General features: G+C 71.9%; 20 protein-coding genes. 4 read left to right on the top strand and 16 right to left on the bottom strand.

Going from position 1 to position 21,532, the window contains the following annotated elements:
- Positions 1-4 precede the first annotated feature (4 nt).
- The 3 genes from JRG78_RS06525 to efp all read right to left on the bottom strand — a co-directional run bounded on the left by JRG78_RS06525 (position 5) and on the right by efp (position 2,698).
- A complete protein-coding gene (locus JRG78_RS06525; RefSeq protein WP_272653215.1) occupies positions 5-1,582 on the bottom strand; it encodes a Rieske 2Fe-2S domain-containing protein in 1,578 nt (525 codons plus the stop codon).
- A gap of 141 nt (positions 1,583-1,723) precedes the next feature.
- Complete coding sequence (gene nusB / locus JRG78_RS06520) at positions 1,724-2,134, bottom strand: transcription antitermination factor NusB (protein ID WP_259605928.1); 411 nt, start codon at positions 2,132-2,134, stop codon at positions 1,724-1,726.
- A gap of 3 nt (positions 2,135-2,137) precedes the next feature.
- Positions 2,138-2,698, bottom strand: coding sequence for an elongation factor P (efp, locus tag JRG78_RS06515; RefSeq protein ID WP_259605927.1), 561 nt, complete (start codon positions 2,696-2,698; stop codon positions 2,138-2,140).
- A gap of 270 nt (positions 2,699-2,968) precedes the next feature.
- Between efp and JRG78_RS06510 the strand changes: the two genes are divergently transcribed.
- Positions 2,969-3,736 (top strand): HNH endonuclease signature motif containing protein, encoded by a 768-nt coding sequence (locus tag JRG78_RS06510; RefSeq protein ID WP_272653214.1) that lies wholly within the window; start codon positions 2,969-2,971, stop codon positions 3,734-3,736.
- Here JRG78_RS06510 and aroQ read toward each other — a convergent pair.
- The 11 genes from aroQ to JRG78_RS06455 all read right to left on the bottom strand — a co-directional run bounded on the left by aroQ (position 3,697) and on the right by JRG78_RS06455 (position 15,067).
- Positions 3,697-4,131, bottom strand: a complete 435-nt coding sequence (gene aroQ / locus JRG78_RS06505) for a type II 3-dehydroquinate dehydratase (RefSeq protein ID WP_259605925.1) — start codon at positions 4,129-4,131, stop codon at positions 3,697-3,699. The two genes, JRG78_RS06510 and aroQ, sit on opposite strands and share 40 nt — an antisense overlap.
- Positions 4,128-5,216 carry a 3-dehydroquinate synthase gene (gene aroB / locus JRG78_RS06500; RefSeq protein ID WP_259605924.1) on the bottom strand — a complete coding sequence of 363 codons (1,089 nt, stop codon included), beginning with the start codon at positions 5,214-5,216 and terminating at the stop codon, positions 4,128-4,130. Before aroB ends, aroQ begins: the two co-directional genes overlap by 4 nt.
- Positions 5,213-5,734, bottom strand: coding sequence for a shikimate kinase (locus tag JRG78_RS06495; RefSeq protein WP_259605923.1), 522 nt, complete (start codon positions 5,732-5,734; stop codon positions 5,213-5,215). Before JRG78_RS06495 ends, aroB begins: the two co-directional genes overlap by 4 nt.
- The gene (aroC, locus tag JRG78_RS06490; protein WP_259605922.1) at positions 5,718-6,947 is read right to left on the bottom strand and encodes a chorismate synthase; all 1,230 of its coding nucleotides are present in this window, start codon (positions 6,945-6,947) and stop codon (positions 5,718-5,720) included. The genes JRG78_RS06495 and aroC overlap by 17 nt, the downstream gene beginning before the upstream one ends.
- A 4-nt stretch (positions 6,948-6,951) precedes the next feature.
- On the bottom strand, positions 6,952-7,806 hold the full coding sequence (locus JRG78_RS06485; protein WP_259605921.1) for a shikimate dehydrogenase family protein: 855 nt from the start codon (positions 7,804-7,806) through the stop codon (positions 6,952-6,954).
- Position 7,807: 1 nt separating this feature from the next.
- The gene (gene mltG, locus JRG78_RS06480; RefSeq protein ID WP_272653213.1) at positions 7,808-9,355 is read right to left on the bottom strand and encodes an endolytic transglycosylase MltG; all 1,548 of its coding nucleotides are present in this window, start codon (positions 9,353-9,355) and stop codon (positions 7,808-7,810) included.
- Positions 9,348-9,830 (bottom strand): Holliday junction resolvase RuvX, encoded by a 483-nt coding sequence (gene ruvX, locus JRG78_RS06475; protein WP_259605919.1) that lies wholly within the window; start codon positions 9,828-9,830, stop codon positions 9,348-9,350. Before ruvX ends, mltG begins: the two co-directional genes overlap by 8 nt.
- Positions 9,827-12,487 (bottom strand): alanine--tRNA ligase, encoded by a 2,661-nt coding sequence (gene alaS / locus JRG78_RS06470; protein ID WP_272653212.1) that lies wholly within the window; start codon positions 12,485-12,487, stop codon positions 9,827-9,829. Before alaS ends, ruvX begins: the two co-directional genes overlap by 4 nt.
- Positions 12,488-12,556: 69 nt before the next feature.
- A complete protein-coding gene (locus JRG78_RS06465) occupies positions 12,557-12,790 on the bottom strand; it encodes a hypothetical protein (RefSeq protein WP_272653211.1) in 234 nt (77 codons plus the stop codon).
- 109 nt (positions 12,791-12,899) lie between these two features.
- Positions 12,900-13,529, bottom strand: coding sequence for a 30S ribosomal protein S4 (rpsD, locus tag JRG78_RS06460; RefSeq protein ID WP_259605916.1), 630 nt, complete (start codon positions 13,527-13,529; stop codon positions 12,900-12,902).
- Between the two features lie 161 nt (positions 13,530-13,690).
- A complete protein-coding gene (locus tag JRG78_RS06455) occupies positions 13,691-15,067 on the bottom strand; it encodes a replication-associated recombination protein A (RefSeq protein WP_272653210.1) in 1,377 nt (458 codons plus the stop codon).
- A gap of 96 nt (positions 15,068-15,163) precedes the next feature.
- Between JRG78_RS06455 and JRG78_RS06450 the strand changes: the two genes are divergently transcribed.
- A complete protein-coding gene (locus JRG78_RS06450) occupies positions 15,164-15,499 on the top strand; it encodes a hypothetical protein (RefSeq protein ID WP_272653209.1) in 336 nt (111 codons plus the stop codon).
- Positions 15,500-15,784: 285 nt separating this feature from the next.
- Here JRG78_RS06450 and JRG78_RS06440 read toward each other — a convergent pair whose 3' ends face one another.
- Positions 15,785-16,762, bottom strand: a complete 978-nt coding sequence (locus JRG78_RS06440) for an NAD(P)/FAD-dependent oxidoreductase (protein ID WP_432806390.1) — start codon at positions 16,760-16,762, stop codon at positions 15,785-15,787.
- Positions 16,763-16,982: 220 nt separating this feature from the next.
- Between JRG78_RS06440 and JRG78_RS06435 the strand changes: the two genes are divergently transcribed.
- Positions 16,983-18,599 (top strand): DUF349 domain-containing protein, encoded by a 1,617-nt coding sequence (locus JRG78_RS06435; RefSeq protein ID WP_336297671.1) that lies wholly within the window; start codon positions 16,983-16,985, stop codon positions 18,597-18,599.
- Between the two features lie 77 nt (positions 18,600-18,676).
- Positions 18,677-19,240 (top strand): hypothetical protein, encoded by a 564-nt coding sequence (locus tag JRG78_RS06430; protein ID WP_259605913.1) that lies wholly within the window; start codon positions 18,677-18,679, stop codon positions 19,238-19,240.
- Here JRG78_RS06430 and JRG78_RS06425 read toward each other — a convergent pair.
- On the bottom strand, positions 19,227-21,479 hold the full coding sequence (locus JRG78_RS06425) for a RelA/SpoT family protein (protein ID WP_259605912.1): 2,253 nt from the start codon (positions 21,477-21,479) through the stop codon (positions 19,227-19,229). The two genes, JRG78_RS06430 and JRG78_RS06425, sit on opposite strands and share 14 nt — an antisense overlap.
- Between the last annotated feature and the right edge of the window lie 53 nt (positions 21,480-21,532).

Below are 21,532 nucleotides of genomic sequence, written 5' to 3'. Positions count from 1 at the left end.
GGTCTCAGACCGCGGGGCGGAGCGCTTCCTCCGTGACCTCGTCGACCTTCTTCGCGCGGATCGGGTGGCCCTGGGTGCTCAGGCAGCGGCCGGTCTTCAGGTCCCACTTCCAGTCGTGCATGCTGCAGGTGAGCACGCCGTCCTCGTCGATTCTCCCCGTGCGGGTAAGATCGGCGCGCAGGTGCGGACAGCGGCGCTGCACGATCCAGTCGCCGATCTCGGCGTCCTCGGTCTGGTCGGTCTGCTCCTGGTACCAGTTCTCGACGTACTCGATCCGGTCGACGGAGAGGCACTTGAAGAACGTGTAGATGAACTCGTTGAACTTGCCCTTGCGGCCGGCGCTGAACTGCATCGACAGGAAGATCGAGTTCGACCAGTCGATCTCGTGGTCGCGGATGTTCGTCGAGACGAGGTCGGCGGGGATCGTGTACCAGAACTCGACGTCCTCGCCGGCGTACTCGCGCACCTTGGCCTTGGGGAAGTCGACGACGAGGTCGAGCTCGCCGATCGTCATCCGCACCGGGCCGCCGACGCCGAGCCGGATCGTGCGCGACTTCTTCAGCAGCGGCTCCCACCACGCCTTCAGCTCGGCGAGCATCTCCTCCGGCGGCAGGACCGGGGCGCGCGAGGCCTCCTCGTCGCGCAGCTCCTGCTGGCGGGTGGCGCGCTGCTCCTCGAGGTAGCCCCACTTGTCGTCGAAGATGCGGGCGATCTCCGCATCGGTGAACAGCGACTGGGTCACCGACATCTCGCCGTGGTTCATCTCCACGACCGTGCCGGGCAGGAACAGGTGCCCGTCGTACTGCGGCGCCTGCTCCTTCAGATGGGCGAGGAACTGCTTCTGGTCGGTGAAGATCGAGTCGTCGTCCGCGCCCCAGCCGTTGTACCGGAACAGGTCGTCGCGCAGGAACATCGGCGGGCCCGCCATCGGGAACACGTGCGGCGCGTCGACCTTCTCGATGTAGTACATCGCGCGCTTGTTCTGCGCCTCCCGCTTGAGACGGGCGAAGTTCTGCTTGGCGTCCTGCGGCAGGTCGTAGACCATCGGCCACCAGATCGCGCCGGAGACCTGGGTGAAGTACGCCTCAGGCTTGCCGAACGTGAGCAGCTTCTCCAGGTCCAGCGGGTGCGAGTCGTTCTGGTTCAGGATCGACGCCGTGCCGTCGTCCACGCTGAGGGAGGAATCGCCGATCGGCCCGTCGCTGGGGGCGCGGAGCGGGGTGATCATCAGCTTCAGCTCGCCGCGCTGGATGATCTCGCCGGCGGGCGCGTAGGTGATGTTGTGGTAGCCGAGCGCCCGGATGTCCTGCTCCAGGTCATCGGTCGGGTACTCCGGCAGCAGCACCTCGATGTCGGTGCGGATGTAGCGCTGCAGCAGCCGCGGGTCGAAGTGGTCGCGGTGCCGGTGGGAGATGTACAGGAAGTCGGCCTCGCGTCCGAGCCGCTCCCAGTCCAGGCCGCGGTTGTCGGGGAACGGGAACCACGAGCCGTAGAACGAGGGGCCGATCACGGGGTCGCAGATGATGTTCCCGCCGGCCGTCTCGATGAACATCCCGGCGTGGCCGAGTCCCGTGATCCGCATGCTTCTCCTCCTGAGTCGACCGGTCGATTCTACCCGCGGGGCCCTGTGCATCCCCGGCATCGCGCCGGGCGGCGGCTTGGTGGCCGGAGGACTCATGCGTTCATCCTGCCCGGGGTCTCCGACACCGCCCGGCCGGGCGAGTCAGCTGGCGCGGGCGATCCGCGCCAGAACGCCGTGCACGAACGCACCGGAGTCCTCGGTGGAGAGCTCCTTGGCGAGTTCGACCGCCTCGTCGATCGCGACGGCCGTCGGCACCTCGTCGTTGAAGAGGATCTCCCAGGTGCCGATGCGCAGCAGAGCGCGGTCGACGGCGGGCATCCGCTCCAGCTTCCAGTCCCGGCTGTGCGTCGTGATCTGCTCGTCGATCTCCTCGCGGTGGTCGAGGATGCCGTCGACGATGTCGCGGGCATACAGCCATGAGGCCTCGCGCGCCGGTTCGTTGGCGGCCCGCTTCGCCGCGGCGGCCAGGCTCACGGCGATCTCGTCCCCGCGCACATCGGCGGAGAAGAGGATGTCGAGGGCGCGCTTGCGCGCCTTGGTGCGGGCGCTCACGCCTTACTTCTCGCGGCCGAGGTACTCGCCGGTCCGGGTGTCGACCTTGACCTTGGTGCCGGTCTCCACGAACAGCGGGACCTGGATCTCGTACCCGGTCTCGAGGGTCGCGGGCTTCGTGCCGGCCGAGGAGCGGTCGCCCTGCAGGCCCGGCTCGGTGTAGGTGACCTCGAGCACGACGGACGCCGGGAGGTCGATGTACAGCGGGTTGCCGTTGTTCAGCGCGATGGTGACCTGCTGGTTCTCGAGCAGGAAGTTCTTCGCGTCGCCGACGGTGGCGGCGCCGACCGTGATCTGGTCGTAGTCGGTGGTGTCCATGAAGACGAAGCCGTCGCCGTCGGTGTACAGGTAGGTGAAGTCGCGGCGGTCGACGTTCTCGATGTCGACCTTGGCGCCGGCGTTGTACGTCTTGTCGACGACCTTGCCGGTGACGACGTTCTTCAGCTTGGTGCGCACGAACGCGCCGCCCTTGCCCGGCTTGACGTGCTGGAACTCCACGACGCTCCAGAGCTGTCCGTCGATGTTGAGGACGACGCCGTTCTTGATGTCTGCGGTCGATGCCATGCGGAAGAGTCCGTTCGTGTGTGAGAAGAGATGGGGCCGGTCGACGCGGCCAGCGCGGAGGGCCGACAGTCGATTCTACGGGATCGCGGCGGACCGAGTACGACGCGACCCCGCGCACACCGGGCGAGGTCGTCGCGTTCCTGCTCGACGATCTCGCCTGCACCGGCAACGAGGCGAACCGTCAGGCTTCCCGTCGCGCGCAGCGGATCGTCGAGGCGATCGAGATGGCTCGCGAGCATCCCGAGGTGTACGTCCCCCACGGGGAGACGGATGCCGCCGCTGTCGCGGAGCGTTCCGCGATCCTGGCGGGCCGCCGTCGATGCGTCGCCGGAGGAGACGGATGCCGAGGCCGCGGCCTTCGAGGCCGTGGACCGTGCCGCCGCGGACGCCCGGGCCGCGCACCGCCGGCTCACCGCGACCGCCAAGCACATGCAGAAGTCCGAGCGGGACGGTCGCACCCGCGACCAGATCCGTGCCGACCTTTTCGCCTCCTGGCAGAAGGGCGAGGGCACCCTCACCGCCGTGAAGACCTGCGTGTACGTCACGATCCCGATGCAGCTGCTGGCAGGCGAACCGGTTCCGATGGAGAGCGCGCGGTTCGTCGGAGGCGACACCATCGATCCGGTCACGGACCGCCGCACGTACCGGCCGACCAAGGCGCAGCGCGACTTCCTGATCCTGCAGCACGGCACGTGCGCCCGCGACGGATGCGAGCGGCTCGCCGCGGAGGCTGACATCGACCACGAGCGACCCTGGGCAACCGGCGGCCGGACGAACGTCGCCGATCTGCGCCCCCTCTGCCCCCGGGATCACACCCACCGGCACCGCACCAAGGCCAGATTCCGATCCCGACCCGACCGGACGGTTCAGGTGATCATGCCCACGGGCAAGGAGAGCTCCGCGCCGAGGGAAGCGCGAACCGGCCCGATCCCGTGGACGGATCCGGCCGCTCGGCCGCTCCGGCCGCTCCGGCAGACGCACCGCCGCCGTTCTGATCGCTACAGGCGTGCGACGAGCTCCCGCACCGCTTCGGCATAACCGTCCACGCCGTGACCGACGACGCGCACCGCGGCGACGTCGTCCAGGTAGGAGAAGTGCCGGAACTCCTCGCGCGCGTACACGTCCGAGATGTGCACCTCGGCGAACGGCAGGCCGACACCGGTGAGGGCGTCGCGCAGCGAGACCGAGGTGTGCGTCAGCCCGCCCGGGTTGATCACGATGCCGGCACAGTCCTCGCGCGCGGCGTGGATCGCGTCGATGAGCGCGCCCTCGTGGTTGCTCTGGACGGCGCGCACCTCGTAGCCGAGCTCGGCCGCCGCATCCGCGGTGAGGCGCTCCACGTCGGCGAGGGTGGCGGTGCCGTACACCTCCGGCTCCCGGGTGCCGAGCAGGTTCAGGTTCGGGCCGTTCACGAGCAGCAGGCGTCGTCTCATGCCGCGACCTCCTGGTACGCCGCGAACAGCAGCGACTCGTCCGGGGCCTGCAGCACCGTCGGCCTGGCGATGTCGTCCAGCACGATGAAGCGCAGCATCCCGCCACGGGCCTTCTTGTCGCGCTGCATCGTCGCGAGCAGCTGCGGCCAGGCACCCGCCCGGTAGGAGGTGGGCAGGCCCAGCGACTCCAGCACGGTGCGGTGGCGCTCGGCCGCCGCGTCCGACAGTCGCCCGGCGAGGCGGGACAGCTCCGCCGCGTACAGCATCCCGACCGAGATCGCGGCGCCGTGGCGCCACCGGTAGCGCTCGGCGTGCTCGATCGCGTGCCCGAGCGTGTGCCCGTAGTTCAGGATCTCGCGCTGCCCGGCCTCGCGGAAGTCGCTGGAGACGACCTTCGCCTTCATGTCGATCGCGAGCTCCACGGCGCGGCGGAACTCGTCGGTGGTGGTGTCCACGGCGCGGGCCGGATCCGCCTCGACGATGTCGAGGATCTCCGGCGCCCAGATGAACCCGGCCTTGACGACCTCGGCGAATCCGGCGGTGGCCTCGTTCGGGCTGAGGCTGGCGAGCTCGTCGAGATCGCCGATGACGGCGCGCGGCGCCCAGAACGCGCCGACGAGGTTCTTCCCCTCGGCGGTGTTGATGCCGGTCTTGCCCCCGACAGCGGCGTCCACGAGGCCGAGCACCGTGGTGGGCACCTGCACCACCTGCACCCCGCGCAGCCAGGTCGCGGCGACGAAACCGGCCAGGTCGGTGACCGCTCCCCCGCCGTAGCCGACGACGGCGTCCGTGCGGGTGAAGTCCGCCTGCCCCATCACCTGCCAGCAGAACGCGGCCACCTCCACCCGCTTGCCCTGCTCGGCATCCGGGATCTCCGCGAGCAGCACCTCGCGGGGTCCTTCCGCGGTGTCGGCGAGCAGCCGCTCGCGCAGCTGCGCGGCGCGGTCGGCGAGCGTCGGCGGATGCACCACGAGCACCTTCCGCACCGACGGCGCCAGCGCCTGCGACACCCGGTCGAGGATGCCCCGCCCCACGGTGATGTCGTAGGCGTCCTGTCCGGTCACGCTGATGGTCGTCATGCTCATGCCTGTCCTCTCCTCCACTCGGCGATCTCCTCGGCGATGCGCCGTATCGGCCGCCGCGACGTGTCCACCGTCAGGTCGGCGACCTCCTGATACCAGCCACGCCGGGCGGTGAAGATCTCCTGCCAGCGCTGCACCGGGTCCTCCGCCTGCAGCAGTGGCCGGCCTCCGCCCCGGATCCGGTCGGCCACCGCCTCCGCGGTGACGGTGAGGAAGACGACCGGATGCCGCGCCAGCAGCGCCCGCGTGCCGGCATCCGTCACCGCTCCTCCCCCGAGCGAGACCACGCCGCCCTCGTCGAGCGCCCCGGCCACGGCCGCGCGCTCAAGCTCGCGGAAATGCGCCTCGCCGTGTTCCTGGAACAACGCCGGGATCGGGCCGTGCGCCGCCGCGATCCACTTGTCGGTGTCGATGAACGGCACCTCCAGCAGGCGGGCGACTCGGCGTCCGATGCTCGTCTTCCCCGCGGCCATCGGCCCGACGAGGACGAGGGTGAGCGGGCGCTCAGCCGAGCTCATCATGCGCGAGCAGCGCCGCCTCGGATGCCGGCGCGGTGCGCAGCGCCTCCGGGATCGCCGCGAGGTAGCCCTCGAGGTTGCGGCGGGTCTCGCCGACGCTGTCGCCGCCGAACTTCTCCAGCACCGCGCGGGCCAGCTCGATCGCGACCATGGCCTCGGCGACGACGCCCGCCGCCGGCACCGCGCACACGTCGGAGCGCTGGTGGTGGGCCGTGGCGGGTTCGCCGGAGGACACGTCGATGGTGCGCAGGGCATGCGGGACGGTCGCGATCGGCTTCATGCCCGCGCGGACGCGGAGCACCGTCCCGGTGGACATGCCGCCCTCGGTGCCGCCGGCCCGGTCGGAGGCGCGCGTGATGCCGTCCTCGGCCGCGAACAGCTCGTCGTGCGCGGCCGAACCGCGGCGGCGGGTCGTCTCGAAGCCGTCGCCGACCTCGACGCCCTTGATGGCCTGGATGCTCATCAGCGCCTGCGCCAGCCGGCCGTCCAGCCGCCGGTCCCAGTGCACGTGCGAGCCGAGCCCCGGCGGCAGCCCGTAGGCGAGCACCTCGACGATGCCGCCCAGGGTGTCGCCGTCCTTGCGGGCTGCGTCGACCTCGGCGACCATCCGCTCGGACGTCTCGGCGTGGAAGCAGCGCAGCGGGTCGGCATCGAGCGCTGCGACATCGTCGGGCGTGGGCAGCGGCGCGCCGTCCGGCACGTGCACGGGGCCGATGGACAGCGTGTGGCTGACCAGGCGGATGCCGAGCTCGCCGAGGAAGGCGCGGGCCACGGCGCCGAGCGCGACGCGGGCGGCGGTCTCCCGTGCGCTGGCGCGCTCCAGGATCGGGCGGGCCTCGTCGAAGTCGTACTTCTGCATGCCGACGAGGTCGGCGTGCCCGGGGCGGGGACGGGTGAGCGGGGCGCCGCGGCCGCGGGACTTGTCGGTCAGCTCGACCGGCGCCGGGTTCATCACCTCGACCCACTTCGGCCACTCGGTGTTGCCGATGCGCAGCGCGATCGGGCTGCCCAGGGTCCTGCCGTGCCGCACGCCCCCGGAGATGGTCAGCTCGTCCTGCTCGAACTTCATCCGCGAGCCGCGCCCGTAGCCGAGCTTGCGCCGCTGCAGGTCGGCCTGGATGGCCTCGGCGGTGACGGGGACACCGGAGGGAAGACCCTCCATGACGGCGATGAGTTCGGGACCGTGCGATTCGCCGGCCGTGAGCACGCGGAGCATTGCTCTAGTCTCCCATGGCCGCGGAGCGCATCACCGCCACGATGACGTCCTCCTGCGGCAGCGGCTCGTCCTGTGCGCCGTGCCGGAAGATCCGGATCTGCCGCACCGCCTGGTGCAGCAGCATCTCGAAGCCGGAGATCACCGTCGGGTGCGGCCAGCCGGCCGCCAGCGCGGACGGCCACGGCGCGTAAGCCGCCTCGAACAGCACGCCCCCGCTCTCGATGAGCGGCTCGGCGACGACGGGGTCGAGCACGGTGCCGCTGGGCAGCGTGGCGATCGTGGCGTCGACAGGGGCCGCGGGCGCGTCGAACGGCCGCACCGCGACCGCCGTGCCGGTGCGGTCGCCGATGGCGGCCAGGCCGGCGGCCGCCTCGGGCCGGCGTGCGCGGATCTCGGCGCGCTCGGCGCCGAGGAGGGAGGCGGCGACGAGCGCGGATGCCGCGGTGGCCCCGGCGCCGAGGATGCGGACGCTGCGGATGCCGTCGACGCCGGCCTGCGTGAACGCGTCGACGATCCCGCCGACGTCGGTGTTGAAGCCGCGCAGCATGTCGCCCAGGAGCAGGGTGTTCACCGCTCCGGTGAGCTCGGCGTGACGATCCCGCTCCTGCGCGGCCCGATGGGCGACCTCCTTGAGCGGCATGGTCAGCGACAGGCCCCGCCAGGTGTCGTCCAGCCTCGCGAGCTCCGCCGCGAACGCGGCCTCGGACACGCGGCGGCGGCCGTACGACCAGTCCAGCCCGAGAACGCGGTACGCGGCGGTGTGCAGCTGCGGGGAACGGCTGTGCGCGATCGGGTCGCCCCAGACCTCGAGCCGCGTGCGTGCGGTCGCCGCCGCATCCGTCATGTCGGCACCCGTCATGTCAGCAGCCGGAGTCGGGATGCGCGCTGCACCATTCCTGCATCTCGCGGATGCCCTGCTGGTGCTGTTCGTAGCTCTCGGAGAACCGCGTCTCGCCGGTGTCCATGTTGACGGTGACGAAGTACAGCCACGGGCCGTCGGCCGGATGCATCGCCGCATCGATCGCCGCATCGCCCGGGTTCGCGATCGGGCCGGCCGGGAGGCCGTCGATGACGTACGTGTTCCACGGGTTCGCGTCGAACTGCGCCTCCTCGGACGTGCTCGCCGATCCGGCGTGCAGCTCCCCGTAGCCGTACTGGGCCGTGGAGTCCATCTGCAGCTTCATGCCCTGATCCAGGCGGTTCCGGATCACGCGGGACACCTTCGCGAAGTCGGCCGTGCGCGCCTCGCGCTCGATGATCGAGGCGATCGTGAGCACGCGGTGCGCCTCGGCGTCGGGCACGCCCGCGGCGGCCAGCGACTCGCGGGTGCGCTCGACCATCCGGGCGATCACGTCCTGCGCGGTGACGCTCGGATCGAAGGTGTACACGGCCGGGAACAGCCAGCCCTCGAGGCTCTGTGCGGTGACGCCGTACACGCTCGGGTCCGCCACGGCGGCCTCGAGATCGGCGAGCGGGATGCCGACGCCCTCGGCGATCAGGGGCAGCGAGGACTGGACGGTGCCGCCCTCGGGGATCCGCACGCTGTTCTCCATGCGGGTGGCCGGATCCTGCAGGGCCTCCGCGGCGGCCGCGGCGGTCATCTGCTTCTGCAGCTTGTAGACCCCGGGGTGGAAGGTGATCGACACGTTCTCGGCGATCAGCCAGTCGTAGAAGACCGCGTCGGTCTTGGTGACGCCGGCCTCGTGCAGCGCCGAGGACACCGAGCGCCCGGTGTCGCCCTCCTCGATCGTGATCAGCGCCTCGCCGTGAGCCTGGCCGGGCTCGTAGTCCTTCGGCTCGCCCCAGCCGAGCGCGTCGCTGATCCGATCGCCGAAGCTGCTCCACACCCAGGCGCCGCCCGCGGCGATGCCGCCGCCGAGGACGAGGACCACGATGAGCGCCACGATCCAGCCGCGCCGGCGGCTCTTGCGCGGCACCTCGCGGTGCTGCTCCGGGGCGAACAGCGCCTCGAGTCCGGCGTGCGCGGCGTCGTCGCGGTCGGCGTGATCGCCGTGCTCATCGCCGCGGTGCTCGGGGACAGGGTCGCGGTGCTCGTCGTCGCGGTGCTCGTCGCCGCGGTGCTCGTCGTCCAGGGGTGTCTCCCCCGCCTGTCGGGCGCCCATCGGGATGTGCGTCGACCGGCGCGGCCGGGCGCTGGAGGCATCCGCCTGCCCGGAAGCGGGCGCGCTGCGATGCGTCTCGGCGGGTGCCGGCGTCGTGCGATGCGCGTCGGCGGCCGCGCGCTGCGTGGCAGCGGCGGCTCGTCGCGCCTCGCGGGCGGCGCGCCGCGAGCCGGGCGCAGGCGCGGACGGGCGCTCCGGCTTCGGCAGCGACGGCGAGGCGGTGGGCAGCCGATCGAAGAGGTCGCCGCCGGCGGCCTTGTCTGCGGACCTGTCGGGTTCAGGCATCGGTGCGCGGCTCCTCGTCGAAGCGGATCGTCTCACCGGGCGGGCGGCCGGTGCTCTTCTCGGTGTCGACCGCGTGCTGCAGCAGCACCACCGCGGCGACCTGATCGACAATGCTACGAGAGTTCCGCTGAGTTCTCCCGGAGGATCTGAGCGCCGAATGCGCGCTCACCGTGCTGAGCCGCTCGTCCACCAGGCGCACCGGCGCGGACACGGCCGCCGCGAGCTCCCCGGCGAAGCCGCGGGCATCCGCCGTCGACGGCGTCTCCTCGCCGCGCAGGTTCACCGGCAGGCCGACCACGATCTCGATCGGCTCCCACTCCGCGGCGAGCTCCGCGAGGCGCGCGATCGACCGTTCCGAGCGCGGCACGGTCTCGACCGGAACGGCGAGCATGCCGTCCGGGTCGCAGCGGGACACGCCCACACGGGCCTTCCCGACGTCGACGCCGAGACGGATGCCGCGCCGGAACCCGCTCACGCGGCGCGCAGCTCCGCGGCGATGGCCTCGAGTGCCGCGTCCAGCGCACCGGCATCCGTGCCGCCGCCCTGCGCGACGTCGTCGCGGCCGCCGCCGCCGCCGCCGAGCACACCGGCGGCGACGCGCACCAGCGCGCCGGCCTTCGCACCCTTGCCGCGCGCGGCTTCGTTCGTCGCGACCACGACGATCGGCCGGCCGTTCGCCGTGCCGCCGAACGCCACGACCGCGGCATCCGCGCCGAGGCGCTCCCGCACGCTCAGCGCGAGCGTGCGCACATCGTCGGCCGAGCCGACCTCACCGAGCGCGGCCCGCGCGACGCGGAAGCCGCCGACGGTCTCGGCGGCCTCGGCCAGCGCGGGCACGCGGCCCTCGCGCTCCTTGGCCTCGAACTGGGCGATCCGCTTCTCCGCCGCCTTCAGGTTCGCGGCGAGCTCCTCGATGCGGGCGGGCAGCTGGTCGCGCGGCGTCTTCAGCGCGGCGGTCAGCTGCGACACGATGCTGCGCTCAGCGGCGAGCTCGCGGAACGCGTCCTGGCCGACCAGCGCCTCGATGCGCCGGTTCGACGCGCCCACCGACGACTCCCCGACCAGGCTCACCACGCCGATCTCGGCGCTCGTCGACACGTGCGTTCCCGCGCACAGCTCGCGCGACCACGGGCCGCCGATGTCGACCATGCGCACCACGTCGCCGTACTTCTCGCCGAACAGCGCCATGGCGCCCGCGGCCTTCGCCTCGTCCAGGGTGACGATGCGGGTGGTCACCTCGAGGGCGTCCTGAACGGCCCTGTTCGTGATGTCCTCGATCTCGGAGCGGGTCTCCGCCGACAGCGGCTGCGACCAGGTGAAGTCGAAGCGCATGTACCCGGCGCGGTTGAGCGAACCGGCCTGGGTCGCGGTCGGGCCCAGGGTGTCGCGCAGCGCGGCGTGCACGAGGTGCGTGGCCGAGTGCGCCTGGCGCGCGGCGCGGCGGTTCGCGGCGTCCACCACGGTGGTGGCGCGGTCGTCCACCGCAACCGTGCCGGAGCTGACGTGCACGGTGTGGCTGATCAGCCCGGGCACGGGGCGCTGCACGTCCAGCACATCGAGCTCGAACCCGGCGCCGACGATGGCGCCCTTGTCGGCCACCTGTCCGCCCGACTCGGCGTACAGCGTCGTCTCGGCGAGGATGACCTCGGCGACATCGCCCTCCGACGCGCTCGGCGCGGGGCGGCCGTCCACGATGATGCCGAGCACGCTCGACTCGGTCTCCAGGTCGGTGTAACCGGCGAAGGTGGTCTCGCCCAGGGCGCGCAGCTCGCGGTACACGGACACGTCGGCGAGCTGGCGCTTGCGGCTGCGGGCATCCGCCTTGGCGCGGGCGCGCTGCTCCTGCATCAGGCTGTCGAAGGCGGCGCGGTCGACGCTCAGACCGGCCTCCTCGGCGACCTCCAGGGTGAGATCGATCGGGAAGCCGTAGGTGTCGTGCAGCAGGAACGCCTCGGAGCCGCTGAGGGTCTTCGCCCCGCTCTTCTTCGTCTCGTCCAGGGCGAGGTCGAGGATGGTCGAGCCCTGCGCCAGCGTGCGCCGGAACGTCTCCTCCTCGGCGAACGCGGCGGCGGAGAGCGTGGACCAGTCCTTCTCCAGCACCGGGTAGGCGGACTTCATGGCGTCCTTCGACGCCGCGAACAGCTCGGGGAAGGTCGGCTCGTCCACGCCGAGCAGGCGCATGGCGCGCACGGTGCGGCGCATCAGGCGGCGCAGGATGTAGCCGCGGCCCTCGTTCGACGGACGCACGCCGTCGGAGAGCAGCATCAGCGAGGAGCGGACGTGGTCGGCGATCACGCGGAAGCGGACGTCGTCCTCGTGCACGGCGCCGTAGCGACGGCCGGACAGCTCCACGGCCCGGTCGAGCACGGGGCGGACCTGGTCGGTCTCGTACATGTTCTCGACGCCCTGCTTCAGGAACGCGACGCGCTCCAGGCCCATGCCCGTGTCGATGTTCTTCTGGGGCAGCTCCCCCACGATGTCGAACTCGGTCTTGCCGCGGACGTTCTCGATGAAGTCCTGCATGAACACGAGGTTCCAGATCTCCAGGAACCGGGAGTCGTCCACCGCCGGGCCGCCGTCGCGGCCGTACGCGGGGCCGCGGTCGAAGAAGATCTCGGAGTCGGGGCCGCCGGGACCGGGCTGACCGGTGTTCCAGTAGTTGTCGGCGCGACCCAGCCGCTGGATGCGGTCCGGACGCACGCCGATGACGTCGCGCCAGATGGCCTCCGCCTCGTCGTCGGTCTCGTACACGGTGACCCAGAGGTCCTTCTCGTCGAAGCCGAGCCCGCCGTCCGTCTCGGAGGTGGTCAGCAGCTCCCAGGCGTAGCGGATCGCACCCTCTTTGAAGTAGTCGCCGAAGGACCAGTTGCCCAGCATCTGGAAGAAGGTGCCGTGCCGGGCGGTCTTGCCGACCTCTTCGATGTCGTTCGTGCGGATGCACTTCTGCAGGTCCGCGATCCGCGGGTGCGGGGCGGGGACGACGCCGGTGAGGTACGGGATGAAGGGCACCATGCCTGCGACCGTGAACAGCAGCGACGGGTCATCGCTCACCAGGGAGGCGGAAGGCACGATGACGTGGTCGTTCTTCTCGAAGTAGGCGAGGTAGCGCTGCGCGATCTCCGCGGTTCTCATGGGGCTCGTGGGTGTCCTTGCGTGGTGAAGTCGCGTCCGCGGGCACGGACGCGGGGTGTCTCGGGGTGATCAGTCGTCGGATGCCGTCGCCGCGGGCGTCACGGCGGGTGCGGATGCCGGGGCCGGCGCATCGGTGAGGCGGGCCTCCTGCGCGCGGTACGCCTCGCCGAGGATGCCGGTGAACTCCGCGATGCGCGCGTCGATCTCGGCGAAGAGCTCCTGGCCGCGGGGGTCCTTGTTCATGAAGTGGGCGGCGACGAAGCCGCCGATCACGCCGATCAGGAACCACAGCACGTTCTTCATGTCGTCATCCTCGTCTCCGCGCGATGGCGCGGTTCCTCCATCGTATGCGGAAACGGAGAGAGGCGCCGGGGGTACCGGCGCCTCTCCTGAGCGTTGGAAGCTCGACGCGTCAGCGAGCCGCGTAGTACTCGACGACCAGCTGCACGTCGCAGACCACGGGGACCTCGACGCGCTTCGGGCGGCGGACCAGGCGGGCCTGCAGCTTGTCCAGCTCGACCTCGAGGTAGCCCGGGACCGGCGGCAGCACCTCGGCGTGACCGCCGGCGGCGGCGACCTGGAACGGCTCGAGGCTCTCGCTCTTGGCCTTGACGTGGATCAGCTGACCCGGCTTCACGCGGAACGAGGGGCGGTCCACGATCTGGCCGTCGACGAGGATGTGACGGTGCACGACCAGCTGACGGGCCTGCGCGGTGGTGCGGGCGAAGCCGGCACGGAGCACGAGGGCGTCCAGACGCATCTCGAGCAGCTCGACCAGGTTCTCACCGGTCAGGCCGTCCTTGCGGCGGGCCTCGTTGAACGCGATGCGCAGCTGCTTCTCGCGGATGCCGTACTGCTCACGCAGACGCTGCTTCTCACGCAGACGGACGGCGTAGTCGCTGTCGGCCTTGCGCTTGGTGCGGCCGTGCTCGCCCGGAGCGTAGGGACGCTTCTCCAGGTAGCGGGCGGCCTTCGGGGTGAGGGCCACGCCGAGGGCGCGGCTAAGACGGACCTTGCGGCGGTCCTGGGACTTCGTGACCACGAAGCATTCCTTCCATGACGTGGACGCGTCTCTCGCGTCTCACGGGCGTATCTCCCCCGCTCTGCCTTCCGGCGCACGCCGGGGCGCCGGAACGGTGTGGGGTGAGCGAGGGGATGCCCGAAAACACGGTTTCGAGCCGATCAAGTCTAACAGACCGGATCTCAGCGATCGCCGAGGATGCGGCGGATGCGCTCCAGCCGGGCGGCGACGTCGCGCTCGGCGCCCAGCGGCTTCGGGTTGTAGTAGCGCCGGCCGTCCAGTTCGTCGGGGAGGTACTGCTGCGGCAGCACGCCCACATCGCTGTCGTGCGGGTAGCGGTAGCCGCGGCCGTGCCCGAGGCGCTTCGCCCCGGGATAGTGCGCGTCCCGAAGGTGCACAGGGACCCGGCCGAACCCGCCCGCCCGGACGTCGGCGATCGCCGCGTCGATGCCCAGATACGCCGCGTTCGACTTCGCCGTGGTGGCGAGGTAGACCGTCGCCTCCGCCAGCGGGATGCGGCCCTCGGGCATCCCGATGAACGCGACGGCGTCGGCCGCGGCGTTCGCGATCACGAGCGCGTGCGGATCGGCCAGACCGATGTCCTCGGCGGCGGAGATCACCAGGCGGCGCGCGATGAACCGCGGGTCCTCCCCCGCCTCGACCATGCGGGCCAGGTAGTGCAGGGCGGCATCCGGGTCCGAGCCGCGGATCGACTTGATGAACGCGCTGATCACGTCGTAGTGCTCGTCGCCCTGCCGGTCGTACCGCAGCAGCGCCCGGTCGACCGCCTGCGCGACGTGGTCGGCGGTGACCACGGGGACGCCGTCGTCCTCATCGTCCTCATCGTCCTCGTCGGTCTCCTGCGCGCCGCCGTCGTGCCCCTCGGCGGACTGCGCGACCGCTGCCGCCGCCTCCAGCCCGGTGAGGGCACGGCGGGCGTCGCCGGAGGCGAGCCGGATGAGCGCCGCGCGCGCCTCGGCGGACACCGTCACGGCTCCGCCGAGCCCGCGCGGGTCGGTGACCGCGCGATCGATGAGCACGCCGATGTCGTCGTCCGTGAGCGGCTGCAGGGTCAGCAGCAGCGACCGGGACAGCAGCGGCGAGATCACCGAGAACGACGGGTTCTCCGTGGTGGCCGCGATGAGGATGACCCAGCCGTTCTCCACGCCGGGCAGCAGCGCATCCTGCTGAGCCTTGGTGAACCGGTGGATCTCGTCCAGGAAGAGGATGGTGGACTGGCCGTACAGATCGCGCTGGGTGATCGCCTCCTGCATCACCTCGCGCACGTCCTTGACGCTGGCGGTGATGGCGGAGAGCTCGACGAACCGGCGCCCCGAGGAGCGCGCGATCGCCTGGGCGAGCGTCGTCTTGCCGGTGCCCGGCGGGCCCCACAGGATGATCGAGACCGCGCCGGGAGCCGTGGCGGCCGGGTCGGCGAGGGCGACGATCGGCGAGCCCGAGCGGAGCAGGTGGCGCTGGCCGGCGACCTCGTCCAGGGAGACCGGCCGCATCCGCACGGCCAGCGGCGTCTGACCGGACATCAGGGGCGCGGAGGACATGCATCCCAGGCTAGTGCGGGCCGCGGACACGGGATCCGCGCGGAGGCGGCGGTAGGCTCGCAGACGTCGGATGCACCGGATGCAGGAGGGTCGACGATGGCGGTACGCGGTTCCCGGAGTGCGCAGCGGGCACGGGAAGAGGCCGAGCGCGCCCGGCTGTACGCGGCACGCAAGGACTGGCACGACAGCCGACTGCGCCGTCGCCACCGCGACACCGTGATCGCCGTCGCCGCCGGGGGCGCGATCGTGATCGGCGCCCTGGTCAGCCAGGTGATCCACGCGCAGGTCACCGCCCCCGCGCCGGACCCGTCGCCGAGCGGCACGCCCGCGCCGAGCGTCGCGCCGACGACGGAGCCCACGACGGTGCCGACCCTGCCGAACGCGCCCAGCGACGGGCCGACGCCGCTGCCGACGCAGACGCTGGACGACTGACACCGGACGACGGGCCCCTTCCCCTCACACCGCACCGCGGCGGATGTGAGCGGATCGCTTCACGGGCGTAACGCCGGCGGCGCTTTCCCGAAACGCGGCCGGGCGACGCTGGACTCACGCCAGTCCACCCGACCCGTGGAGGTTCCGTGTCCTACGTCAAGCCCGCCGATCTCGTCACCCGCATGGTCGACGCCGGCGCCTACAAGATCCAGATGTCCGCCCGCGACACGCTGATCCGCTCGTTCATGGGCGCGGCGCTGCTCACCATCGCCGCCGCCTTCGCGGTCACCGTGTCGACGAACACCGGGCGTCGCCGCCGAGAAGCCGGCTCGCGGCGACCTCCGCCATCGCGTACCCGGGCGCGACCAGCCCGACCGTCCTGCCCTCGAAGCAGGCCACTTCGCCGATGGCGAGGATGCGCCGGTCGCTGGTGGTGCAGTGTTCGTCGATGAGGACGCCGCCGCGCGGGTGCACGGCGAGTCCGGCCTCCCGGGCGAGCTCATCGCGGGGCCGCACACCGACGGTGAAGACGACGACGTCGGCCTCGTGCAGGCTGCCGTCCTGGAACTCGAGCCCGGTGACCTGGCCGGAGGCGTCCGGGTCGAGCCGGGTGGTGCGCGCCTCCGTCCGCACGGCGATGCCGCGCGCCTCGATCAGCCGGCGCAGCATCCGCCCGGCGGCGGGGTCGAGCTGCGCCGACATCAGCCGGTCCGAGTACTGCACGACGGTGCAGTCGACGCCGAGGCCCTGCAGCGCGCCCGCCGCCTCCAGTCCGAGCAGGCCGCCGCCGATCTCGGCGCCGCGCAGCGGCCGGCCGAGCTCGGCGCCGCGGCGGCGCACGAAGTCCCGCAGGCCGCGGACGTCGTCCAGGGTGCGGTAGACGAAGCAGCCCGGCAGGTCGGCGCCATCAACGGCGACGCGCGCGGCGGACGAGCCGGTGGCGAGCACCAGGGTGTCGTAGCGGAGGCGGCGGCCGGAGCGCGTCACGGCGTGCGCATCGCGGCGGTCGATGCGCTGCACGCGCTCCCCGGTGAGCAGCGTCACCCGGTCGTCGTCGAACACCGCCGGGTCGAGGGCCAGGTCGTCGACGGTGGCGCCGTCGAGGAACCCGGTCAGACCGACCCGGTCGTACGGGCCCAGGGGCTCTTCGCCGACCACCGTGACGCGGACGGCGGCGTCGCGGCTGAGCAGGCTCTCCACGAACCGGTGGGCGACCATCCCGGCTCCGGCGACGACGATCTCGGCAGGCTGTTGCACGGTCACTGCGGCTCCTCACGTCGGGGATGCGACTGCTCCCGACGGTAGGAGCGCGATGTGTCCCGAACCGGCCGCGTCGCGTTACGCCGAGCGAACGTTCTCCTCGCAAACCGATAACGACGGTGTGAGCGTGCGCCCTCCGGACACGCGACCGGCGCGGATGCGTCGTACTAGGCTGAACTCCGTCCTTACCCCCTCCGCGGCATCCCCGCGCAAGGAGCACACCGTGTCTGCCACTGAGCCGTCCACCCCCGAGTCCGCCACCCCCGAGTCCGCCACCCCCGCGCCGACGAACGCCGAGGTTCCGAGCACCGAGGTCCCGAGCACCGACGCTCCGAGCACCGACGCTGCCGCCGCTCAGGAGCCGAGCGCCGACGCCGCATCGTCGGAGCCGGCGCTCGCCGACCCGGCGAAGGACGACGCGGACCCGGCGAAGGACGACGCGGACCCGGCGAAGGACGACGCGGACGACGCGAAGGCGAAGCCGGCGCCTCCGGTTCCGGGACCGCCGGTGCCCGCTCCTCCGCGTGTTCCCGCTCCTCCCCGCGTCCCGATGCCGCGCAAGGCGGCAGCCCCGGTCGTCCCTCCCGCGGCCGCGGTCGCCCCGACGAACGCCGACGTCGAGAAGTGGGGCCGCGTCGCCGAGGACGGCACGGTCGAGGTGCGCGACGGCGACGACTGGCGGCCGGTCGGCCAGTACCCGGACGGCACCCCCGAGGAGGCGCTCGCCTACTTCGGGCGCAAGTACGACGACCTCGCGCTCAAGCTCGGCACCCTTGAGACCCGCGCGCAGGGCGGCGGCGCCTCGGCATCCGACCTGTCCAAGCAAGCCACCCACCTGCTCGGCGAGATCAACGGCGCAGCCGCCGTGGGCGACCTGGCCGGGTTGCGCACCCGCACCGAGGCGCTGATCTCCTCGCTGGCCGAGGCCACCGCACAGGAGGCCCAGGCTGCGAAGGAGGCGCTCGACGCCGCGATCGCCGAGCGGACCGCGATCGCCGAGAAGGCGGAGGAGATCGCCGCCCGCGATCTGGCCAAGGTGCAGTGGAAGCAGGTCACCGCCGAGATGGCGGCGCTGTTCGAGCAGTGGCAGGCCCACCAGCAGAACGGTCCGCGGCTGCCCAAGGGCGTCGCGCAGCAGCTGTGGAAGCGCTTCCGCGACGCGCGCGCCACCGTCGACAAGGCGCGGCGTGCGTTCTTCTCCGAGCTGGACGAGACGCACAAGGCCGCCCGCGACGCGAAGACCCGGCTCGTCGAGAAGGCCGAGGCCCTGGCGCCGCGCGGTGTGGACGCCATCCCGGCCTACCGTGCGCTCCTGGACGAGTGGAAGGCCGCCGGTCGCGCGGGGCGCAAGGTCGACGACGCGCTGTGGGCCCGGTTCAAGGCCGCCGGCGACGCCCTCTACGCCGCGCGCGCCGAGCAGGCCGCCGCCGAGGAGGCGGACTCCGCCCCGAAGATCGCGGCCCGCGAGGCGCTGCTCGAGGAGGCCAAGGCCGTCGGCGAGGAGAAGAACCTGAAGCGCGCCCGCGCGCTGCTCACCCGCATCCAGCGCCAGTGGGACGAGGTCGGGCGGATCTTCCCGCGCGAGAAGGAGCGCGCCCTCGACGACCGCCTCCGCGTCATCGAGCAGGAGCTGAAAGCGCGTGAGGACGTCGACTGGAAGCGCAACAACCCCGAGACCAAGGCGCGCGCGAACGACATGAGCGCCCAGCTGATCGAGGCCATCGAGAAGCTCGAGGCGGAGCTCGCCGCGGCCGAGAAGGCCGGCGACGCCAAGGCGATCAAGGAGGCGACCGAGGCGCTGGCCGCCCGTCGCGCCTGGCTCAGCGCCCTCGGCGGCTGAGCGCCGTGCCGGCCGGCGTTATCCACAGTGTGGGCCGTGCCCTCCCCTGGCGGGAGCGCACGGCCCACACTGTGTGCATGCACCCTGCGCTGTTCTACCGCCCCGGCATCCGGCTGACCCTGCCCGAGCTCACCGCAGCCCGGCTGGACGGGCACGTGGTCGAGGTCGGCGAGGGCTACATGCCGGCCGACACCGTGGAGGGGCCGGATGCCCGAGCCACCGGCATCGCGGAGCTGGTGCCGCCGCGGACCGCGGCCTGCGGGCCCAGCGCCGCGTGGGTGCACGGCGCCGGCGACCGGCCGCCGGCCGTGCACCACGTGCGCCGCACCAGCGCCGTGCGGCTGCGCACGCCGCCGTCGGGGCGCGTCGTGCACCACGACGTGCTGCTGCCGCCGGAGGACGTCACGACGATCGGCGGCATCGCCGTCGCCACCCTCGACGCCTGCGCTCTGGAACTCGCCCTGGCCGCGCCGCGGCATCCGGAGCACGTGCCGTGGCTGCGCGCCGTGCTCGCCCTCTCCCCCGGCGTCGCGGAGACGGTGCGCGCCCGCATCGCGGCGCACCGCAAGCATCCGGGCCGCCGCGCCGCCCTGACCCTGCTGGACGAGGTCACCGCCGGCGCCGGGATCAGGACGTGGTGACCCGGTAGACGTCGTATACGGCGTCGATGCGCCGCACCGCGTTCAGCACCCGGTCCAGGTGCACCGCGTCGCCCATCTCGAACACGAATCGGCTGAGGGCGAGGCGCTCCTCGGTGGTCGAGACGGTGGCCGAGAGGATGTTCACGTGGTGCTCGCTGAGCACGCGCGTCACATCGGAGAGCAGGCCGGCGCGGTCGAGTGCCTCCACCTGGATCTGAACCCGGAACACGCTCTTCGTGGTCGGCGCCCACTCCACCTCGACGAAGCGGTCGGTCTGCTCGCCGAGGGCCTTCACGTTCACGCAGTCCGCGCGGTGCACGGACACGCCGCTGCCGCGGGTGACGAAGCCGACGATGGGATCGCCGGGCACCGGGGTGCAGCAGCGGGCGAGCTTGACGAGGATGTCCGAGGCGCCGCGCACGAGCACCCCGGAGTCGCCGCCGCGCGGCTCGCGCGCGGGCATCCGCCCTGGCAGCTGGATGGCGCCGGTGCTGGTGTCCTCCGACGCGGAGACGAGGGCGGTCACCTTCTCGAGCACGGACTGCGTCGACACGTGCCCCTCGCCGACCGCGGCGTACAGCGCGGAGACGTCCTCGTACTTCAGCTGATGCGCGACCTCGGCGAAGGACTCCTGGCTCATCAGGCGCTGCAGAGGCAGGTTCTGCCGGCGCATCGCCCGGGCGATGGCCTCCTTGCCCTGTTCGATGGCCTCTTCGCGCCGCTCCTTCGTGAACCAGCCGCGGATCTTGTTCCGCGCCCTGGTGCTCTTCACGAAGCTCAGCCAGTCCTGGCTGGGTCCGGCATCCGGGTTCTTGGAGGTGAACACCTCCACGACGTCGCCGCTGCGCAGCTCCGACTCCAACGGCACCAGACGGCCGTTGACCTTGGCCCCCATGGTGCGGTGGCCGATCTCGGTGTGCACCGCGTACGCGAAGTCCACCGGTGTGGCGCCGGCGGGCAGCCCGATCACCCGGCCCTTCGGCGTGAAGACGTAGACCTCCTTGGCGCCGATCTCGAAGCGTAGCGAGTCCAGGAACTCGCTCGGGTCGGCGGTCTCCGCCTGCCAGTCCGAGATGTGCGCCAGCCAGGCCATGTCCGTGTCGGTGGCCCGCGCCTCCACCTTGCCGCCGTTCACCCGCTCCTTGTACATCCAGTGCGCGGCGACGCCGAACTCCGCCTGCTGGTGCATCTCGTGCGTGCGGATTTGGATCTCCACGGTGCGACCGCCGGGGCCGATCACCGTGGTGTGCAGCGACTGGTACAGGTTGAACTTCGGGGTGGCGATGTAATCCTTGAACCGGCCCGGCAGCGGCGTCCACCGCGCGTGGATCGCCCCCAGCACGGCGTAGCAGTCGCGCACGGAGTTCACCAGCACGCGGATGCCGATGAGGTCGTAGATGTCGTCGAACTCGCGGCCGCGGACGACCATCTTCTGGTACACCGAGTACAGCTGTTTGGGGCGGCCGACCACCTTGCCGCGGATGCGGAGCTCACGCAGGTCGTCGTCGATCGCCTCGATCACCTGCTGCAGGTACTTCTCGCGCTGCGGGGTGCGCTGCGCGATGAGGCTGTTGATCTCGGCGTAGATCTTCGGATGCAGCACCGCGAAGGACAGGTCCTCCAGCTCCGACTTGATCGTCTGGATGCCGAGGCGATGCGCCAGCGGGGCGTAGATCTCCAGCGTCTCCTTGGCCTTCTTCGCCGCCTTCTCCGGCGGCACGAAGCCCCAGGTGCGGGCGTTGTGCAGCCGGTCGGCGAGCTTGATCAGGAGCACGCGGATGTCCTTCGACATCGCCACGATCATCTTGCGGACCGTCTCGGCCTGGGCGCTCTCGCCGTACTTCACCTTGTCGAGCTTGGTGACGCCGTCGACCAGCATCGCCACCTCGTCGCCGAACTCGGCGGTCAGCTCGGCGAGGGCGTAGCCGGTGTCCTCCACGGTGTCGTGCAGCAGGGCCGCGGCGATCGCGCGCGGCCCCAGCCCGAGCTCGGCGAGGATCTGCGCCACGGCGAGCGGATGCGTGATGTACGGCTCACCGCTCTGGCGGAACTGGCCGGAGTGCTTCTCCTTCGCCACCGCGTAGGCGCGCTCGATGATCGGCAGGTCGCCGCGGGGGTGGTTGGCCCGGACGGTGCGGATCAGGTTGTCGAGGTCGTTGACGCGCGGGGCGCGCGAGAAGATGCGCGGCACCAGCCGGCGCAGGCTCGAACCCTGCGACGTCGTCTGCGAATCCGCCATGCCGTTCACCTCCCCGGATCAGAACATCCTACGCGGGGCCCGGGCGCGGATCC

It is taken from the genome of Microbacterium sp. EF45047 (genome assembly GCF_028472845.1).
Classification (GTDB): Bacteria; Actinomycetota; Actinomycetes; order Actinomycetales; family Microbacteriaceae; genus Microbacterium; species Microbacterium neungamense.
Note: the sequence above shows the minus strand (reverse complement) of the source record. Positions and strands in the feature narration are given on the sequence as shown.

Coding starts and splice junctions, on each gene's coding strand:
- JRG78_RS06525 (WP_272653215.1), bottom strand. CDS start 1,582: ATGCGGATCACGGGACTCGGCCACGCCGGGATGTTCATCGAGACGGCC.
- efp (WP_259605927.1), bottom strand. CDS start 2,698: ATGGCATCGACCGCAGACATCAAGAACGGCGTCGTCCTCAACATCGAC.
- JRG78_RS06510 (WP_272653214.1), top strand. CDS start 2,969: ATGCCGCCGCTGTCGCGGAGCGTTCCGCGATCCTGGCGGGCCGCCGTC.
- aroQ (WP_259605925.1), bottom strand. CDS start 4,131: ATGAGACGACGCCTGCTGCTCGTGAACGGCCCGAACCTGAACCTGCTC.
- aroB (WP_259605924.1), bottom strand. CDS start 5,216: ATGAGCATGACGACCATCAGCGTGACCGGACAGGACGCCTACGACATC.
- JRG78_RS06495 (WP_259605923.1), bottom strand. CDS start 5,734: ATGATGAGCTCGGCTGAGCGCCCGCTCACCCTCGTCCTCGTCGGGCCG.
- aroC (WP_259605922.1), bottom strand. CDS start 6,947: ATGCTCCGCGTGCTCACGGCCGGCGAATCGCACGGTCCCGAACTCATC.
- JRG78_RS06485 (WP_259605921.1), bottom strand. CDS start 7,806: ATGACGGGTGCCGACATGACGGATGCGGCGGCGACCGCACGCACGCGG.
- mltG (WP_272653213.1), bottom strand. CDS start 9,355: ATGCCTGAACCCGACAGGTCCGCAGACAAGGCCGCCGGCGGCGACCTC.
- alaS (WP_272653212.1), bottom strand. CDS start 12,487: ATGAGAACCGCGGAGATCGCGCAGCGCTACCTCGCCTACTTCGAGAAG.
- JRG78_RS06465 (WP_272653211.1), bottom strand. CDS start 12,790: ATGAAGAACGTGCTGTGGTTCCTGATCGGCGTGATCGGCGGCTTCGTC.
- JRG78_RS06455 (WP_272653210.1), bottom strand. CDS start 15,067: ATGTCCTCCGCGCCCCTGATGTCCGGTCAGACGCCGCTGGCCGTGCGG.
- JRG78_RS06450 (WP_272653209.1), top strand. CDS start 15,164: ATGGCGGTACGCGGTTCCCGGAGTGCGCAGCGGGCACGGGAAGAGGCC.
- JRG78_RS06430 (WP_259605913.1), top strand. CDS start 18,677: ATGCACCCTGCGCTGTTCTACCGCCCCGGCATCCGGCTGACCCTGCCC.
- JRG78_RS06425 (WP_259605912.1), bottom strand. CDS start 21,479: ATGGCGGATTCGCAGACGACGTCGCAGGGTTCGAGCCTGCGCCGGCTG.